The following is a 14673-nucleotide window of genomic DNA, read 5'->3' as shown; positions in this document are numbered from 1 at the left end:
CGGGTCCGGTGGCAGCTCGCCGGGCACGCCTGGAACCACGGCGGCCGTGTCCCCACGTGGGTGACCCCGCCGCTTTCCCCGCCCAGTGCGGGAATCGTCGTACTACTGGAGTCGTGTTCCCCGTACTGCGGGGTTGAACCCGAGGAGTTTTGTCGTGTCCGAGGTACGAATCGCTGCCGAGCCCCGCACGGAATTCGGCAAGGGCGCCGCTCGGCGCGCCCGCCGCGCGGGTAAGGTGCCGGCCGTCCTCTACGGCCACGGCACCGAGCCCCGCCACCTCAACCTGCCTGGCCACGAGCTCATGCTCGCCCTGAAGACCCCCAACGTCCTGATCCGTCTCGACGGTCTCGACAAGGACAACCTCGCCCTCCCCAAGAGCGTCCAGCGCGATGCCATCAAGGGCTTCCTGGAGCACGTCGACCTGCTGGTCGTGTCCAAGGGCGAGAAGGTCCAGGTCGACATCCACGTCGAGCTGACCGGTGAGGTCAAGGCCCCGGGCGTGCTCAACCAGGAGCTCGTCGAGGTGACGGTCGAGGCCGAGGCCACCCACATCCCCGAGGGCGTCACCTTCGACGTCGACGGTCTGGAGATCGGCGCCATGCCGACCGCCGGCGACCTCAAGCTGCCCGCGGGCACCACCCTGGTCACGGACCCCGAGACCATCCTGCTCACCGTCTCCGCCCCGCGGGTGGAGGAGGAGCCGGAGGCCGCCGAGGCCGAGGAGGGCGCCGAGGAGCCCGCCGCCGAGTAGGGCGGTCCCCCGCACAGTCATCGCAGCGAACGCGCGGTTCCCGGACGGGGGCCGCGCGTTCGGCGTGCGGATAGGGTCGTGCACCATGGTGGACCTGTGGCGCATGCTGGGAATCAGGAAGAACGAGGACATGGCTGAGGCTGAGCGCTGGCTGGTCGTCGGGCTGGGCAACCCCGGCCCCAAGTACGCCGCGAACCGGCACAACGCCGGGTTCATGGTGGTGGACGCGCTGGCGTCCGCCAACAACGAGCGCTGGAAGGCGCACAGGGCGCACGCCGAGGTCGTGGAGACCCGGATCGAGGGCGCCTCGGTGGTGCTGGCCAAGCCGCGGTCCTTCATGAACGTCTCCGGCGGGCCCGTCGCGGGGCTGGCGAAGTTCTACAAGGTGCCGGTCGAGCGCGTCATCGTCGTGCACGACGAGCTGGACATCGACTTCTCCGCGCTCAAGCTCAAGCGGGGCGGCGGCTCGGGCGGGCACAACGGCCTGAAGTCGGTCACGGCCTCCCTGTCCAGCCCCGACTACGTCCGTGTCCGTTTCGGGGTGGGCCGCCCGCCCGGCCGGATGGACGCCGCGGCCTACGTCCTGCGCGACTTCTCCTCCGCCGAGCGCGGGGAGCTCGACCTCAACGTCGAACGCGCCGCCGACGCCGTCCGCACGATCATCAAGGACGGCCTGGAGCGGGCGCAGAACATCTTCCACACGGCGGTCTGAGCCCGTTCGCCGCCCGGGTGCCGCCGCCAGGCGTGGTTTCGGTCTCGACGAAGACACGTTATTGGGACAACCCGGCTGAGCTTCACCAACAAGCCGACACGTCACGCGACTTCTCCACTACTTTTGGTTACTGTTCGGGGCGTCAGTCCATGTTCGCTACCCGACCCCACGCCCCACTCCCACCCTTCCGCAGGGGTTCTGGGGTGCCAGGTGTGGTTACTCATCGTGAGTGTCTCGGAACGAGTAGTGCTCTTGGGGGGAAGTGTGGCCACAACCAGCGGGGTGGAGACCGCTCAGTACCGGAGCGCCCGGCCGGTCGGCGCCGAGGGGCTCGACACCGAGGCGCGCGGACGGTCGTGGACGCGTCCGTACGTCGCGGGACTGGTGGTGCTCGACCTGCTCGCCGCCGCCGCGGCGGCCTTCGGCGGGACCGTCGTCCGGTTCCGGGACTCGGTGTGGGCGCCGGAGGCCGTCCCCTACCTCCACCTCTCCCTGCTGCTCCCGGTGGTGTGGGTGGCCTTCGTCTGGCTGGGCGGCGGGTACGAGCGCCGCTTCCTCGGGATCGGGACCGAGGAGTACCGCCGGATCTCCGTCGCCGGGGTGTTCCTGGCGGCCTCGCTCGCGATCAGCGCCTACGCCGTCGCCTTCGACCTGTCGCGCTGGTACGCCCTCGCGGTCCCGCCGCTCATCGTCGCCGCGAGCCTGGCCCTGCACTACGCCCGCCGCAAGGCCCTGCACCGGAGCCGCCGGTCCGGCCGGTGCATGAGCGGGGTGCTGGTCGTCGGCTACCGGTGCGCCGCCCGCGACCTCATCCGCCGCTTCCGGGGGGAGATCTACCACGGCATGCGGGTCGTGGGGGTGTGCCTGCCGCCCGAGGAGGCCGCCGGCAGCGGGTCCGGCCCCGACACCGTGGAGGGCTGCCCGGTCCTGGGCTCCTTCGAGGAGGCCGCGGAGGCCGCCAGCCTCGTCGGAGCCGACACCGTGGCCGTGCTGGCCTGCCCCGAGATGGACGGCGTCGAGCTGCGCCGGCTGGCGTGGGCGCTGGAGAAGAACGGGACCGACCTCATCGTCGCCTCCGCGCTCATGGAGGTCGCCGGGCCGCGCACCTCCATCCGCCCGGTGGCCGGGCTCCCCCTCCTGCACGTGGAGCACCCCGAGCTGGAGGGAGGGCGCCGACTGCTCAAGGGCGCCTTCGACCGCTGCGCCGCGGCCCTGGCACTGGTCCTGCTCTCCCCCCTGTTCCTGGTGCTGACCGTGCTCATCCGCTCCGAGGGCGGCGGGCCCGCCCTGTTCACCCAGACGCGGGTCGGCAGGGGTGGCGCCGAGTTCACCGTGTACAAGTTCCGTACCATGGTGGTCGGGGCCGACGCGTTGAAGGAGACGCTCAGGCCCCGCAACGAGCACGACGGGGTGCTGTTCAAGATGCGTCGCGACCCCAGGGTGACGCCCGTGGGAGCATGGCTGCGCCGGTACTCGCTCGATGAGCTTCCCCAGCTCGTCAACGTGGTCCGAGGGGAGATGTCGCTTGTCGGCCCCAGGCCGCCGCTGCCGGAGGAGGTCGCCCAGTACGGGCACGACGTCCGACGCCGGCTCGTGGTCAAGCCGGGAATGACGGGCCTGTGGCAGGTCAGCGGCCGTTCCGACCTCTCCTGGGAGGAATCGGTCCGCCTGGACCTGAGGTACGTGGAAAACTGGTCGCTGACGTTGGACATCCAGATCCTGTGGAAGACGTGGTCAGCGGTGATCCGTGGGGCGGGAGCTTACTAGCCGGTGAAGAGCATCAGAAACGATCATGAGGTTGCCCGGGACCTGGCGACCGAGGCGGGTCAGCTCCTGCTGCGGCTGCGGGCCCGGCACGGGTTCGCCGAGCCCGACGTGCTGCGGACCCTGGGGGACAGGACCTCCCACGAGTTCCTCTTCTCCGCCCTCGGACGGCTGCGTCCCAGCGACGCGGTGCTCTCCGAAGAGGGCGCGGACGACCTGTCGCGGCTGCGGGCGCGGCGCGTGTGGATCATCGACCCGCTCGACGGCACCCGGGAGTTCGCCGAGGCGGGCCGCACCGACTGGGCCGTGCACGTGGCGCTGTGGGAGAACGGCGACCTCGTCGCGGGCGCCGTCGCCCTCCCGGCCCAGGGCAGCACCGTCTCCACGGTCGACCCGCCGTGGCTGCCGGACGAGCGCCCCGGGGACCAGCGCCTGCGCATCACCGCGAGCCGGTCGCGGCCGCCCGCGTTCGTGCAGCGCATGGCCAACCAGCTCGGCGCCGAGGTGATCCCGATGGGGTCGGCGGGGGCGAAGATCTGCGCGGTCATGCTCGGCATCGCCGACATCTACGTGCACGCGGGCGGCCAGTACGAATGGGACAGCGCCGCTCCCGTCGCGGTCGCGCGCGCCGCCGGCCTGCACGCCTCGCGGATCGACGGCTCGCCGTTGCGCTACAACGTGTCCGATCCGCTACTCCCCGATATCCTTGTATGTCGATCGGAATTGTCGGGTATGTTGTTGGCAAGCATCCGCGACGGTGCGGACCTGGACAGCGCGGGACCGCACGCGGGGGGCTGACCGAAGAGGCCCTCCGCCGTCGGCCATGTCGGTATCACAGAGGCGGATTCATGGGTCAGTCCAGTCAGCAGGCGCCCGGGCGCTACCAGCTCTCCCAGCTCGACGTGCTGGAGGCCGAGGCGATCTTCATCATGCGCGAGGTGGCCGCCGAGTTCGAGCGGCCGGTGCTGCTCTTCTCCGGCGGCAAGGACTCCATCGTCATGCTCCGCCTGGCGGAGAAGGCCTTCTGGCCCGGCGCCATCCCCTTCCCCGTGATGCACGTGGACACCGGCCACAACTTCGACGAGGTGATCGAGTTCCGCGACCGCCGCGTCGCCGAGGCGGGCGTCCGGCTGGTCGTGGCCTCCGTCCAGGAACAGATCGACGCGGGCAAGGTCGCCGAGCCCACCGGGCGCTGGGCCAGCCGCAACCGACTCCAGACCGCCGCGCTGCTGGAGGCCATCGAGGACAACGGCTTCGACGCGGCCTTCGGCGGCGCCCGCCGCGACGAGGAGAAGGCCCGCGCCAAGGAGCGGGTCTTCTCCTTCCGCGACGAGTTCGGGCAGTGGGACCCCAAGAACCAGCGCCCCGAGCTGTGGAGCGTGTACAACACCCGCATCGAGCGCGGTGAGCACATCCGCGTGTTCCCGATCTCCAACTGGACCGAGTTGGACGTGTGGAGCTACATCAAGCGCGAGAGGCTGGAGCTGCCCTCCATCTACTTCGCGCACGAGCGCCGGGTCTTCGAGCGCGACGGCATCCTGTTGGCCGACTCGCCCATCATCCAGCGCGACGAGACCGAGACGGTCTTCACCGAGACCGTGCGTTACCGCACCGTCGGCGATCTGACCTGCACGGGTGCGGTCAAGTCCACGGCGGTGGAGCTGGACGACATCATCGCCGAGATCGCCGCGACCCGGATCACCGAGCGCGGACAGACCCGGGCCGACGACCGCGCCAGCGAGGCCGCGATGGAGGACCGCAAGCGCGAGGGCTACTTCTAGCCGCGCCGGGCCCCAAGCTCCCACCCCTTCGACCCTGGACCAGGCAAGCATGAGCAACGACATCCTGCGGTTCGCCACGGCGGGCTCCGTCGACGACGGTAAGAGCACCCTGATCGGCCGACTGCTGTACGACTCCAAGTCGATCTTCGAGGACCAGCTCGACGCGGTCGAGCGCACCAGCACCGCCCGCGGCGAGGAGCAGACCAACCTGGCCCTGCTCACCGACGGCCTGCGCGCGGAGCGGGAACAGGGCATCACCATCGACGTGGCCTACCGCTACTTCGCCACACCCAAGCGCACCTTCATCATCGCGGACACCCCGGGCCACATCCAGTACACCCGGAACATGGTCACCGGCGCCTCCACCTCGGACCTGGCGATCATCCTCGTGGACGCCCGCAAGGGCCTCCAGGAGCAGAGCCGCCGCCACGCCTTCCTGACCTCCCTGCTCCAGGTCCCGCACCTGGTGCTGGCGGTGAACAAGATGGACCTGGTGGACTACTCCCAGGATCGGTTCGAGCAGATCAAGGCGGAGTTCACCGACTTCGCCAGCAAGCTCGACGTGTGCGATCTCACGTTCATCCCGCTCTCGGCCCTGCACGGCGACAACGTGGTGAGCCGCTCGGAGAACACGCCCTGGTACAGCGGGCCCTCCCTGCTGCACCACCTGGAGAACGTGCACATCGCCTCGGACCGCAACCTGATCGACGCGCGCTTCCCGGTGCAGTACGTCATCCGGCCGCACAAATCCGACGACCCCGAGCTGCACGACTACCGGGGCTACGCGGGTCAGCTCGCGGGCGGTGTGCTCAAGCCGGGCGACGAGGTCACCCACCTGCCCTCCGGGCTGAGCACGCGGGTGGCGAGGATCATGACCGCCGACGGCGAGGTGGCCGAGGCCTACTCGCCGATGTCGGTCACCCTCCTGTTGGAGGACGAGATCGACATCTCCCGGGGCGACATGATCTGCCGTCCCAACAACGCGCCGAAGGTGTCGCAGGACATCGAGGCGATGGTGTGCTGGATGACCGACGCGCGCAAGCTCACGCCGCGTTCCAAGCTCATCGTCAAGCACACGACGCGCACCGCGAAGGTGCTGGTCAAGGACCTGCGCTACCGGTTGGACGTGAACACGCTGCACCGGGACGAGCAGGCCGACCACCTGGCGCTCAACGAGATCGGCCGGGTGCGGCTGCGCTCCACCCAGCCCCTGTTCGTGGACGAGTACGCCAAGAACCGCCAGACGGGCGGGTTCATCCTCATCGACGAGGCCACCAACGCCACGGTCGGCGCGGGGATGGTCGTCAAGGCCGACTAGGCGGTGTTCTCCCCGACCCTCCGCCGTGTCGGGCGACCGTGCCAGGGAGCAGTTCGTGACCGGGGCCGCCTCCGGGCGGCCCCTGCGCGTGTCCTGGATCCCGCTATCCGGACACCGTGCACTCCGCGTAGTCACGGCTGTCACAATGAACACAAGGTTTACATTTGCCAACGTATGGGTCATCCTTGGGGCATCAGTGCAGGTGAGACCGGTGTCACCGGATCGGGTGGGGTGCGACGCCCACGCCCGGGGGTGGCGCCGAGTCCTGTTCGAAGGAACGGCGTGATGCCCTCCACCGCGAAGGTCGATCTGTCTCCCCTCCCCGCCGTCGGGGAACCCGACGGGAGTGCTCCGGGTGTGCCCGCCGAGGCCGGTGAGACCCACCGGCTGCCCGGTGTCCTGGCCAGCGCGGCCAGCGCCCGCCGCCTGGTGGAGCGTTTCCTGTTCCGCCTGGGCCGCATCGAACTCGTCGAGTCGGCGACCCTCGTCGCCAGCGAACTCGTGACCAACGCGGTCACACACGGCCGTCCGCCCGTGCACCTGGACCTGTCCTGGTCGGCCGACGGCGGCCGCGCCACCCTGCGCCTCGACGTCCACGACCACGGACGCATCGCCCTCCACGCCGTGGACCGCCACAGCGACGACGAGGCCGAGTGCGGGCGCGGGCTCCTCGTCGTCGACCACCTGGCCACCCGCTGGGGCCTGACCCCGCACCCCGTCCACGGCACCCGCGCCTGGGCGGAGATCACCGCCGCGGGGTAGTCCGCGCCCCCACGCGCGCTTCCGACCCCCGAATGTCACGTTTCGGCCATGCGTCGTGACTCCACGTCATATCCTGGGCGTGTGGATGGCTATCGTCTGGTGTTCGTCGGTGGGATGGGGCGCTCCGGGTCGACCCTGATCGAGCGGCTCCTCGGAGAGCTACCCGGGTTCTGTTCGGTCGGTGAGGCCGTGCACCTGTGGCGGCGCGGGCTCCTGGAGAACGAGCGTTGCGGGTGCGGTCAGCCGTTCGCCGACTGCGGCTTCTGGTCGGACGTCGGCAAGGAGGCCTTCGGCGGCTGGGACCGCCTGGACGCGCGCGGCGTGCTGCGGCTCAAGGGCGGCGTCGACCGCACGCGCTTCCTGCCCGTGCTGCTCAACGGGTCCGGTGGCGGCGTCCTCGCCGCGCGCAACGAGCGCTACACCGACCTCTACCACCGCCTGTACTCGGCGGTGTCGCTGGTCAGCGGAGCCCACGTGGTCGTGGACGCCAGCAAGCACGCCTCACTCGCCGCGTGCCTGCGCTGGCGGTTCGGCGCCCGGATGCGGCTGCTCCACGTGGTGCGCGACCCCCGGGCGGTCGCGCATTCCTGGGGCAAGCGCGTCCGGCGCCCCGACGCCTCCCCGGACAGCAGCGAGCCGGAGATGGCGCGCTACTCGGCCGGGCGCGCGGCCGTCCAGTGGGTGACCCAGAACGCGACCCTCGACGCCCTCGCCCGCCGCGGCACGCCGACCCTGCGGGTGCGCTACGAGGACTTCGTCGCGGACCCGGTGGCCGAGTTCGCCCGCGTCGCCGAGTTCTCCGGGTACACCGGCCAGCCGCCGGCGGTGGGCGGGAGGGCCGTCCCGCTGGCGCGGACGCACGCGCTCTCGGGCAACCCGATGCGCTTCACGGAGGGGCCGGTCGGGGTGCGTCCCGACCACGGTTGGCGGGACTCCCTGGCGCCGTGGCGCCGCGGGCTGGTCTCGGCGGTGACCGCGCCCACGCGTGGACGCTATGGCTACTGACGCGGGGTCGCCGAAGCGGACAGTGGTCGGATGGTTGCTTTGTGCCCGAATTCTAACGTAAAGTCATTACACATGAACTCTGGGTAGTTCTGGCTCTGGGGGCGTTGACATGAGCAGGGGACCGACACGAGGACTGGCGGCGGCGGGCGCGATGCTCACCGCACTGACACTGGCGGGGCCGCCGGCCTCCGCCGCCGAGGGGCGCGTGGAACCGCTCGACGACCACCCCCTGCCCGTCGACCGGGTCGGCGGAAACACCGCCGCCCTGCTGGGCCTGCCGCTGCCGACCGAGTCCGCGTGCGCGGTCTCCGAGATCCTCGAACCCTCCTGCGGGGTGTGGTGGGGCGCCAGCCCCTACGACGACCGGGTCGAGCACCTGGAGTCGGCCGTCGACCGCGACATGGACATCGTCTACACCTGGCGCGGCATCGACCAGGCGGACGCGCCGGGGGAGCGCGAGCGGCGGATGATCGCCGAGGGCCGGTTCGTGCACACCAACATCGAGGCGCGCCGCTTCGAGCGCCACGGACACCCCGACATCGCCTACGAGGCCATCCTCGACGGCGAGTTCGACTCCTCGCTGCGCTCCCAGGCACGCACGATCGCGGACTTCGACGTGCCCTACTTCGTCACCTTCGACCACGAGGCCGACGCCGACAAGCGCTACCGGAGGCGCGGCACCCCCGACGAGTTCGTGCGCGCCTGGCGGCACGTGGTCGACCTCTACCGGGAGGAGGGCGCCGACAACGTCATCTGGGTGTGGAACGTGACCGGCTGGCGCGACAACCTCGACCGCCTCCCCGGCCTGTGGCCCGGCGACGACTACGTCGACTGGATCAGTTTCGAGGCGTACAACATGACCGGCTGCGACCTCATGCCGCACTGGGACGGCGTGTACTCCTTCGAGGACGTCCTGCGGCCCGCCTACGAGTGGTTCGAGGAGGAGGGGCCCGAGCACGGCATCGACCCCGGCAAACCGATCATGATCGGTGAGATGGGCACCACCGACATCGGCCCCCGCGAGACCCTGCGCTGGTACGCCGACATCCCCGACGTCCTGCGCCGGTACGAGCGGGTGCGCGCGGTCAAGGTCTGGGACAACCGGGTCTCCGGGTGCGACTTCCGGATCAACTCCAACGAGTACGCGCGGCGCGGCTTCGAACTGGCCGGGCGCGACCCCTACGTGAACCTCCCCGACCGGGTCCGCCGGATGGCCGCCTACGCCCAGAGCAGGGACTGAGCGCCGCCGGGGGCGAAAACCCGGTGACACGGGCGGCGCGCCCGCCTAGGGTCCCGGCATGGACCAGAACCTGCTGAACGTGGTCGACGTCGAGGCGACCTGCTGGAGGGGCTCGCCGCCGCCGGGCCAGGCCAACGAGATCATCGAGATCGGACTGACCGTCGTCGACCTGGCCGCGCGTCGGCGGGTGTCCCGGCACGGCCTGCTCGTGCGGCCCGCCCGCTCCCGGGTCGGCGACTTCTGCACCGAACTGACGTCGCTCACCCAGGCCGAGGTGGACACCGGGGTGAGCTTCGCCGAGGCGTGCCGGTGGCTGGCGCGGGAGCACGCGGCCGGGGAACGCCCCTGGGCCAGCTGGGGCGAGTACGACCGCCGGCAGTTCACCCGCCAGTGCCGGGACACCGGGACGGAGTACCCGTTCGGGGAGCACCACACCAACGCCAAACGGGTGTTCGGCGAGTTCCACGGCACGCGGAAGAAGGCCCCGGGGATGGACCGCGCGCTGCGCATGGCCGGGCTGCCCCTCCAGGGGCGCCACCACCGGGGCGAGGACGACGCCTGGAACATCGCCGCGCTGGTCCTCTTCCTGGTGGAGCGGGGCGCGTGGCCCGCCCCGGACCTGGGGGACCGAACCGCCTGAACCGCCGGGTTCGGCCCAGCGCGCCCTCAGACCCCCTTGCCCCGCAGGTGGAGCGCGCGCAGCACCCACCCGGCGGGCACCCCGCACACGACCAGCAGGGCGACCAGGGCGCGACCCTCGGTGAGCCGGTGCCGCAGGGTGGTCCGGATCCAGCGCAGCGCCTCGCCGCGCCGTCCGGCCGCCGCCTCCGCGAAGGCGATCTGGCCCGCCACCCGCGCGTATCCGCGCGGCACGAGGGCGAACTCGGGGTAGCGCTCCAACAGCCAGCGCAGGGCCGTGGAGATGGTCCGCCACCGCCCCGCGAAGTGCGACCTGCGGTGCCACAGGACGCGCACGCCCGGTTCGGGCAGGTTGCGGATGGGCCTCCGGCGGGCCAGCCGCAGCAGGAGTTCGTAGTCCTCGGCGTAGCTGCCCGGGATCTCCTCGCTCACCGTCCCGCAGCCGTCGAGCATCGCCCGGCGGCGGATGAGGAAGGTCGACGGGTGCAGTTCGGTCAGCCGTGAACCGAGCAGATCACCGAAGGTGACCGTGGTGCGGTCCAGGGTCCGCTCGGCCTCGACCCGGTCGTAGACCACCCGGATGCCGCAGCACACCGTCTCGGTGTCCGGCTCGGCCAGCATGACCAGCACCTGGGCGCGGAGCTTGTCGGGCAGCCACGTGTCGTCGTCGTCGCAGAAGGCCACCAGGTCGGTGTCGGCGGCCAGCACGCCGGTGTTGCGCGCGCCGGCCAGACCGGGGGTCAGGGTGTTGGTGACCACGCGCACCGGGCGGTCGTCGCCGTCGTGGGCCAGTGAGGTGTCGGGCTGGTCGTTGTCGTACACCACGATCGTGGTGATCCGCCCGGGGTACTCCTGTTCGCGGATCGCGCGCAGGGTGCGGCGCAGCAGTTCGGGGCGGTCCCGGGTGGGGACCACCACGGTCACGTCGGGCCAGTCGTCGCCGACGGACACCGCCCGGGGCTCGGGCAGGGGTGGGTGGGGGGACTCGGTCAGCAGGTCGATGAGTTCACCGGCGCGCCGGGCGGCGCGTTCGGGGCCGTCCTCCTCGTCCGGGCGGACGTGGAATTCGTCGGGGGAGGCCAGCGCCCGGTCGATCAGCGCGGCGAGCTGCTGGGGGGTCGAGCACGAACGGACCCGCCCCGCCTCCTCCAACCGGTTGACGAACAGGAGCTGGTGGTCGTCGACGTGCTCGTCGAGTTCGGGGTCGCGGGCCACGACGATCGGCAGGTGGCCGGTCGCGCGCGCCTGGACGATGGTTCCCGGGCCGCCGTGCGTGACCACGACCCGGGCCGCGCGCATGTGGGCGCCGAGCTCCTCGCCGGTGAGGAAGGCGGTGCCCGCCGCGCGTTCGGGCGGGGCGCTGTGCCCGTACTGGACGAGGACGCGCAGGTCCCGGTTGCGGCGGGCGTAGTCGTCGGCCCACCGGACCAGCCGGTCGAACGCGTGGTGGTCCGTGCCGAGGCTGACCACCACGTCCGGATGGTCGCGGTCGTCCAGGCGCGGTGTCGTGCGGGTGGTCTGTTCGGTCACGGGATTCTCGGGGCGGACACCCAGGGCCTTCGGACCGGGGAGGAAGCCCCTGCCTCCTTCTCCATGCTGTAGGTGTGGCCGTCGGCCCGTCTCGGGAGCCGAGGGTTCTTGTGCGAGGTCTTGACCGGTCCCTCCGGGGCGGACACGGTGCGGCCCCCACCGGTCACAGGAGCGGCCCCACCGTGATGGCGCCGGGCATGAACGATCGCTGCTCCTCCCACTGGGCGAGGGAGAGCCGGGTGAAGGGGCGGCAGAGGCGGGCGGTGAGGGTGGGGGTGTCGAGACGGTCGTAGACCTCGATGTAGACCGTCGGTATCCGCAGGAACCACGCCAGGACGAAGAACGGCAGCGCCACCCCTGCCCCGGTCGTCACGACCGCGCTGGGACGCCCCTCCCGCAGCACCCGCACCGCCAGCCACGTGTTGCGCAGGAGATTGCCCACATGGCGGGTGGTGGGGTGGAACGCCCAGCGCACGTCCTCCCCGCCGAGGGAGGACACCGCGTCGGGCGTGCGGAAGGTCACCCAGAGGCGTCGCCTCTCCTCCCACCAGGGCCGCAGGGACAGGAGTTGGGCGAGGTGGCCGCCGCTGGAGGCGACCAGGAGAACCGGTCGAGCAGACATGGAGTCATCATGGCATAACTCACCGTAGTGATTCGGGTGGTGCGGTCAGCCCGACGTCTCAACTTCGCAGCCGCAGACCGAGGCGCCCGCGCAGCCGCCACACGGTGGACAGGTGCCCGGCGGCCCCGACGGCGACGGAGACCGCGAGCGCCGCCGGGACCTGGCCCAGGAGGCCCACCGCCAGCAGGGGGAGGGCGGCGAACCAGATGACGGAGCTGCCCGCGGCGATCATCACCGCGTCCCCCAGGGGGTGCAGGACCACCCGCCCGCGCAACTGCCACAGCGGCAGCACCTTGCGCACCGCCACGGAGGCCACCAGGGCCACCGCGGCGCCGGTCGCCCCCAGGACCGGCACCAACGCCACGCACACCAGGACGTTCGCCGCCAGCGCCAGGACGTTGTTGACCAGGTTGAGCGTGCTCCGCCCGGTCATCGCCAGGATGAGGTCGCCCATCCCCAGCACCGACCCGAACAGCTGCCCGGCGCACACGACCACCAGGACGGTCACCCCCGCCGCGTACCCGGTGCCGAACAGGCCCATGACCTGCGGTGCGAACACCAGGGCGGAGAGGTACAGCGGCCAGGTCAGGCACACCAGCCACGCCGTTCCCGCCTGGTACAGCGACCGGACCCCCGCGTGGTCGCCGGTCGCCAACTGCTCCGCGAACTGCGGCTGCGCGGCGGACAGCACCGCCTGGTTGCCGAACTGGCCCAGGACCATGATCCGCGTCGCGGCCGTGTACACCGCCGCGCCCGTCAGCCCGCCCAGCAGCGCCACCAGCACCACTCCGCCGCGCTGCACGCCCATCTGGGCGACCCCCGCCACCGCGCGGGGCAGGGCGAAGGACCAGAACGCGCGCGGCGGGACGCTCCCGTCAGTCCGGAGGCCGTCCCGGAGGTCCGGGACGGCCTCCCCCGCCTCGGTTCCCGTCCCCCGGGCCTCCGGCGCGCCGCCGCCCGACGATGGAGCGGCGCGGGTCAGCAGGCGGCCCAGCCAGAACCACGCCAGCACCCCCGCCGGAAGGTAGGGACCCGCCCACGCCAGCGCCAGCAGTCCGGCCGACCCGGACAGCGCGACCGCGCCCACCAGGGCCAGCTGGGCCAGTGGTCGGCCGACCTTGTCCACCAGGACCGTCACGGCCATGCGGTGGTGCGCGCGCGTGGCGGCCAGGGCCGAGTCGACCATGACCGCGAACGGCACGAACGCGGCCAGCAACCGCAGGTAGGTCGCGGCGTCCCCGGTGCCCATGATCCGCGCCACCGGATCGGCGAACAGCACCATCAGCGCGCCCAGCAACCCGGAGAGGACCAGGGGCGGTCCCGCGGCCACCCGTAACAGCCGTCGCACGGCCTCCGTCCGCCCGAGCACGCGCAGCCGGGTGATGAAGTAGACCAGCCCGTCCGGTGCCCCCGCGCCCGCCACCGTCGCCGCGATGAGGAACACCGACGTCGCCGAGAACAGCAGCCCGGCCGTCTCCTGGGCGAACGCCCGGGTGATCGCCACGATCAGCGCCAGGTTGAGCCCCGCGCCGACCGCGGCCCCCGCCATGTTGAGCGCACCGCCGCGCAGGACCCGGCTCAGCCCGGCCCCGGCGCGGTCCTCGGTGGCGGTCACGCGCGCCACGACGGGGTGCGGCCCCACCAGTCGGCCAGCCGCGCGTCACTCTCGGCGAACCGCGCGGTCAGCTCGGCGCGCAGCGGTCCGGGCATCGACGAACGGCGGCGGGCGTTGTGCCGCCCGGGGGGTGTGCCCGGCCCCGGGGGGAGGCCGAGGAACCGCTCGATCCCGGCCAGCGCCCGCGCGGTCCCGTCGAACAGCTCCGCGTAGTCCACGACGTGGATCCGTTCCCGCCCCAGGTGCCGCTCCAACCGCGCCAGTTGCTCGGCGTACCGGCCGCGGGCCAGGTAGGCGTGGTGCTGGTGGGCGAAGGAGTAGTACCCGGGGTCCGCGACCAGCCGTTCCTCCTCGCCGGACAGCCTGTCCTCCTCCAGCTCGATCGCCCGCGCGAACGGTTCGGACTCGAACCCGCGCGCACTCTCGTGGGCGTGCGCCGAGTAGGCGCGCTCCACCGGGTCGCGCAGGACCACCACGACCAGGACCTCCGGGAGCGTCCGCGCGATCCGCTCCGCCGCCAACGGGTGGAACAGGTAGTACGGGCTGGACTCCATCACGCGCACGCGCGGCCTCCCCCGACGCGCCCGCAGCGAGGCGCGCAGCGGGAAGCACGACCGGTACCACTCCACCCCCCGGGAGTACCCGACGTCGAAGAAGTGGACCCCCTTGCGCAGTGTCGGCCCGGTGACCGCGGGGTGCCGGGCCAGGGACTTGAACAGCGACGTCGTCCCCGACCGCTGGGCACCGCAGATGAGCACGTCGGGCAGGGCGCGCGCGGCGCTGGTCGCTCCGCCCAGCCCGTCCGCCAGGGGCAGGAGCGCCCGCCGGACGGGGCCGGACAGGCGGCGGAGGGCGGCGGGCGGCGTGTCCACGTGCATCACGGTGTCCTTCACTGGTCGTGGCGGGTGGGCCCGTCCCGGACGGGCCGGTGGCG

Annotated in this window: 14 protein-coding genes; 10 read left to right on the top strand and 4 right to left on the bottom strand. The window is 71.9% G+C overall.

The features are described 5' to 3' along the window. Positions 1-154: 154 nt before the first annotated feature. The 10 genes from DVR05_RS12515 (at position 155) to DVR05_RS12470 (ending at position 9973) form a co-directional block, all read left to right on the top strand. A complete protein-coding gene (locus tag DVR05_RS12515) occupies positions 155-751 on the top strand; it encodes a 50S ribosomal protein L25/general stress protein Ctc (RefSeq protein WP_116246036.1) in 597 nt (198 codons plus the stop codon). An 85-nt stretch (positions 752-836) separates the two neighbouring features. Next, positions 837-1463 (top strand): aminoacyl-tRNA hydrolase, encoded by a 627-nt coding sequence (pth, locus tag DVR05_RS12510; RefSeq protein ID WP_116246035.1) that lies wholly within the window; start codon positions 837-839, stop codon positions 1461-1463. A 384-nt stretch (positions 1464-1847) separates the two neighbouring features. Then, positions 1848-3230 carry a sugar transferase gene (locus DVR05_RS12505; RefSeq protein WP_232832126.1) on the top strand — a complete coding sequence of 461 codons (1383 nt, stop codon included), beginning with the start codon at positions 1848-1850 and terminating at the stop codon, positions 3228-3230. Between the two features lie 3 nt (positions 3231-3233). After that, a complete protein-coding gene (locus DVR05_RS12500; RefSeq protein WP_116246033.1) occupies positions 3234-4025 on the top strand; it encodes a 3'(2'),5'-bisphosphate nucleotidase CysQ in 792 nt (263 codons plus the stop codon). Between the two features lie 50 nt (positions 4026-4075). Beyond that, positions 4076-5008: a sulfate adenylyltransferase subunit CysD gene (gene cysD, locus DVR05_RS12495; RefSeq protein WP_116246032.1), complete on the top strand. Its 933-nt coding sequence runs from the start codon at positions 4076-4078 to the stop codon at positions 5006-5008. 49 nt (positions 5009-5057) lie between these two features. Then, positions 5058-6326, top strand: a complete 1269-nt coding sequence (cysN, locus tag DVR05_RS12490) for a sulfate adenylyltransferase subunit CysN (protein WP_116246031.1) — start codon at positions 5058-5060, stop codon at positions 6324-6326. 285 nt (positions 6327-6611) lie between these two features. Continuing rightward, positions 6612-7088 carry an ATP-binding protein gene (locus DVR05_RS12485; protein ID WP_116246030.1) on the top strand — a complete coding sequence of 159 codons (477 nt, stop codon included), beginning with the start codon at positions 6612-6614 and terminating at the stop codon, positions 7086-7088. Between the two features lie 114 nt (positions 7089-7202). Beyond that, positions 7203-8093: a sulfotransferase gene (locus DVR05_RS12480; RefSeq protein WP_116246256.1), complete on the top strand. Its 891-nt coding sequence runs from the start codon at positions 7203-7205 to the stop codon at positions 8091-8093. Positions 8094-8202: 109 nt separating this feature from the next. Next, entirely contained in the window at positions 8203-9333 is a 1131-nt protein-coding gene (locus DVR05_RS12475; protein WP_116246029.1) for a glycoside hydrolase family 26 protein, read from the top strand. Positions 9334-9391: 58 nt separating this feature from the next. Next, complete coding sequence (locus DVR05_RS12470) at positions 9392-9973, top strand: 3'-5' exonuclease (protein WP_116246028.1); 582 nt, start codon at positions 9392-9394, stop codon at positions 9971-9973. Between the two features lie 26 nt (positions 9974-9999). On the opposite strand, the gene DVR05_RS12465 is transcribed toward DVR05_RS12470, so the two are convergent. The 4 genes from DVR05_RS12465 to DVR05_RS12450 form a co-directional block, all read right to left on the bottom strand. After that, entirely contained in the window at positions 10000-11502 is a 1503-nt protein-coding gene (locus tag DVR05_RS12465; protein WP_116246027.1) for a glycosyltransferase, read from the bottom strand. A gap of 163 nt (positions 11503-11665) precedes the next feature. Then, on the bottom strand, positions 11666-12124 hold the full coding sequence (locus DVR05_RS12460) for a UDP-N-acetylglucosamine--LPS N-acetylglucosamine transferase (RefSeq protein WP_116246026.1): 459 nt from the start codon (positions 12122-12124) through the stop codon (positions 11666-11668). A gap of 58 nt (positions 12125-12182) precedes the next feature. Then, entirely contained in the window at positions 12183-13766 is a 1584-nt protein-coding gene (locus DVR05_RS12455) for a lipopolysaccharide biosynthesis protein (protein WP_116246025.1), read from the bottom strand. Then, positions 13736-14617, bottom strand: a complete 882-nt coding sequence (locus DVR05_RS12450; protein ID WP_116246024.1) for a sulfotransferase domain-containing protein — start codon at positions 14615-14617, stop codon at positions 13736-13738. Before DVR05_RS12450 ends, DVR05_RS12455 begins: the two co-directional genes overlap by 31 nt. Positions 14618-14673 lie beyond the last annotated feature (56 nt).

Origin of the sequence: Nocardiopsis sp. FIRDI 009, from assembly GCF_003386285.1 — a bacterium.
Classification (GTDB): domain Bacteria; phylum Actinomycetota; class Actinomycetes; order Streptosporangiales; family Streptosporangiaceae; genus Nocardiopsis.
The sequence above is the reverse complement of the archived record's forward strand: the minus strand, read 5'-3'. Positions and strand labels throughout refer to the sequence as shown.

Bases quoted from the DNA above. Each gene is read 5' to 3' on its own strand.
- DVR05_RS12460 (WP_116246026.1), bottom strand. From the start codon at position 12,124: ATGTCTGCTCGACCGGTTCTCCTGGTCGCCTCCAGCGGCGGCCACCTC.
- cysN (WP_116246031.1), top strand. From the start codon at position 5,058: ATGAGCAACGACATCCTGCGGTTCGCCACGGCGGGCTCCGTCGACGAC.
- DVR05_RS12485 (WP_116246030.1), top strand. From the start codon at position 6,612: ATGCCCTCCACCGCGAAGGTCGATCTGTCTCCCCTCCCCGCCGTCGGG.
- DVR05_RS12475 (WP_116246029.1), top strand. From the start codon at position 8,203: ATGAGCAGGGGACCGACACGAGGACTGGCGGCGGCGGGCGCGATGCTC.
- DVR05_RS12450 (WP_116246024.1), bottom strand. From the start codon at position 14,617: ATGCACGTGGACACGCCGCCCGCCGCCCTCCGCCGCCTGTCCGGCCCC.
- cysD (WP_116246032.1), top strand. From the start codon at position 4,076: ATGGGTCAGTCCAGTCAGCAGGCGCCCGGGCGCTACCAGCTCTCCCAG.
- pth (WP_116246035.1), top strand. From the start codon at position 837: ATGGTGGACCTGTGGCGCATGCTGGGAATCAGGAAGAACGAGGACATG.
- DVR05_RS12480 (WP_116246256.1), top strand. From the start codon at position 7,203: ATGGGGCGCTCCGGGTCGACCCTGATCGAGCGGCTCCTCGGAGAGCTA.
- DVR05_RS12470 (WP_116246028.1), top strand. From the start codon at position 9,392: ATGGACCAGAACCTGCTGAACGTGGTCGACGTCGAGGCGACCTGCTGG.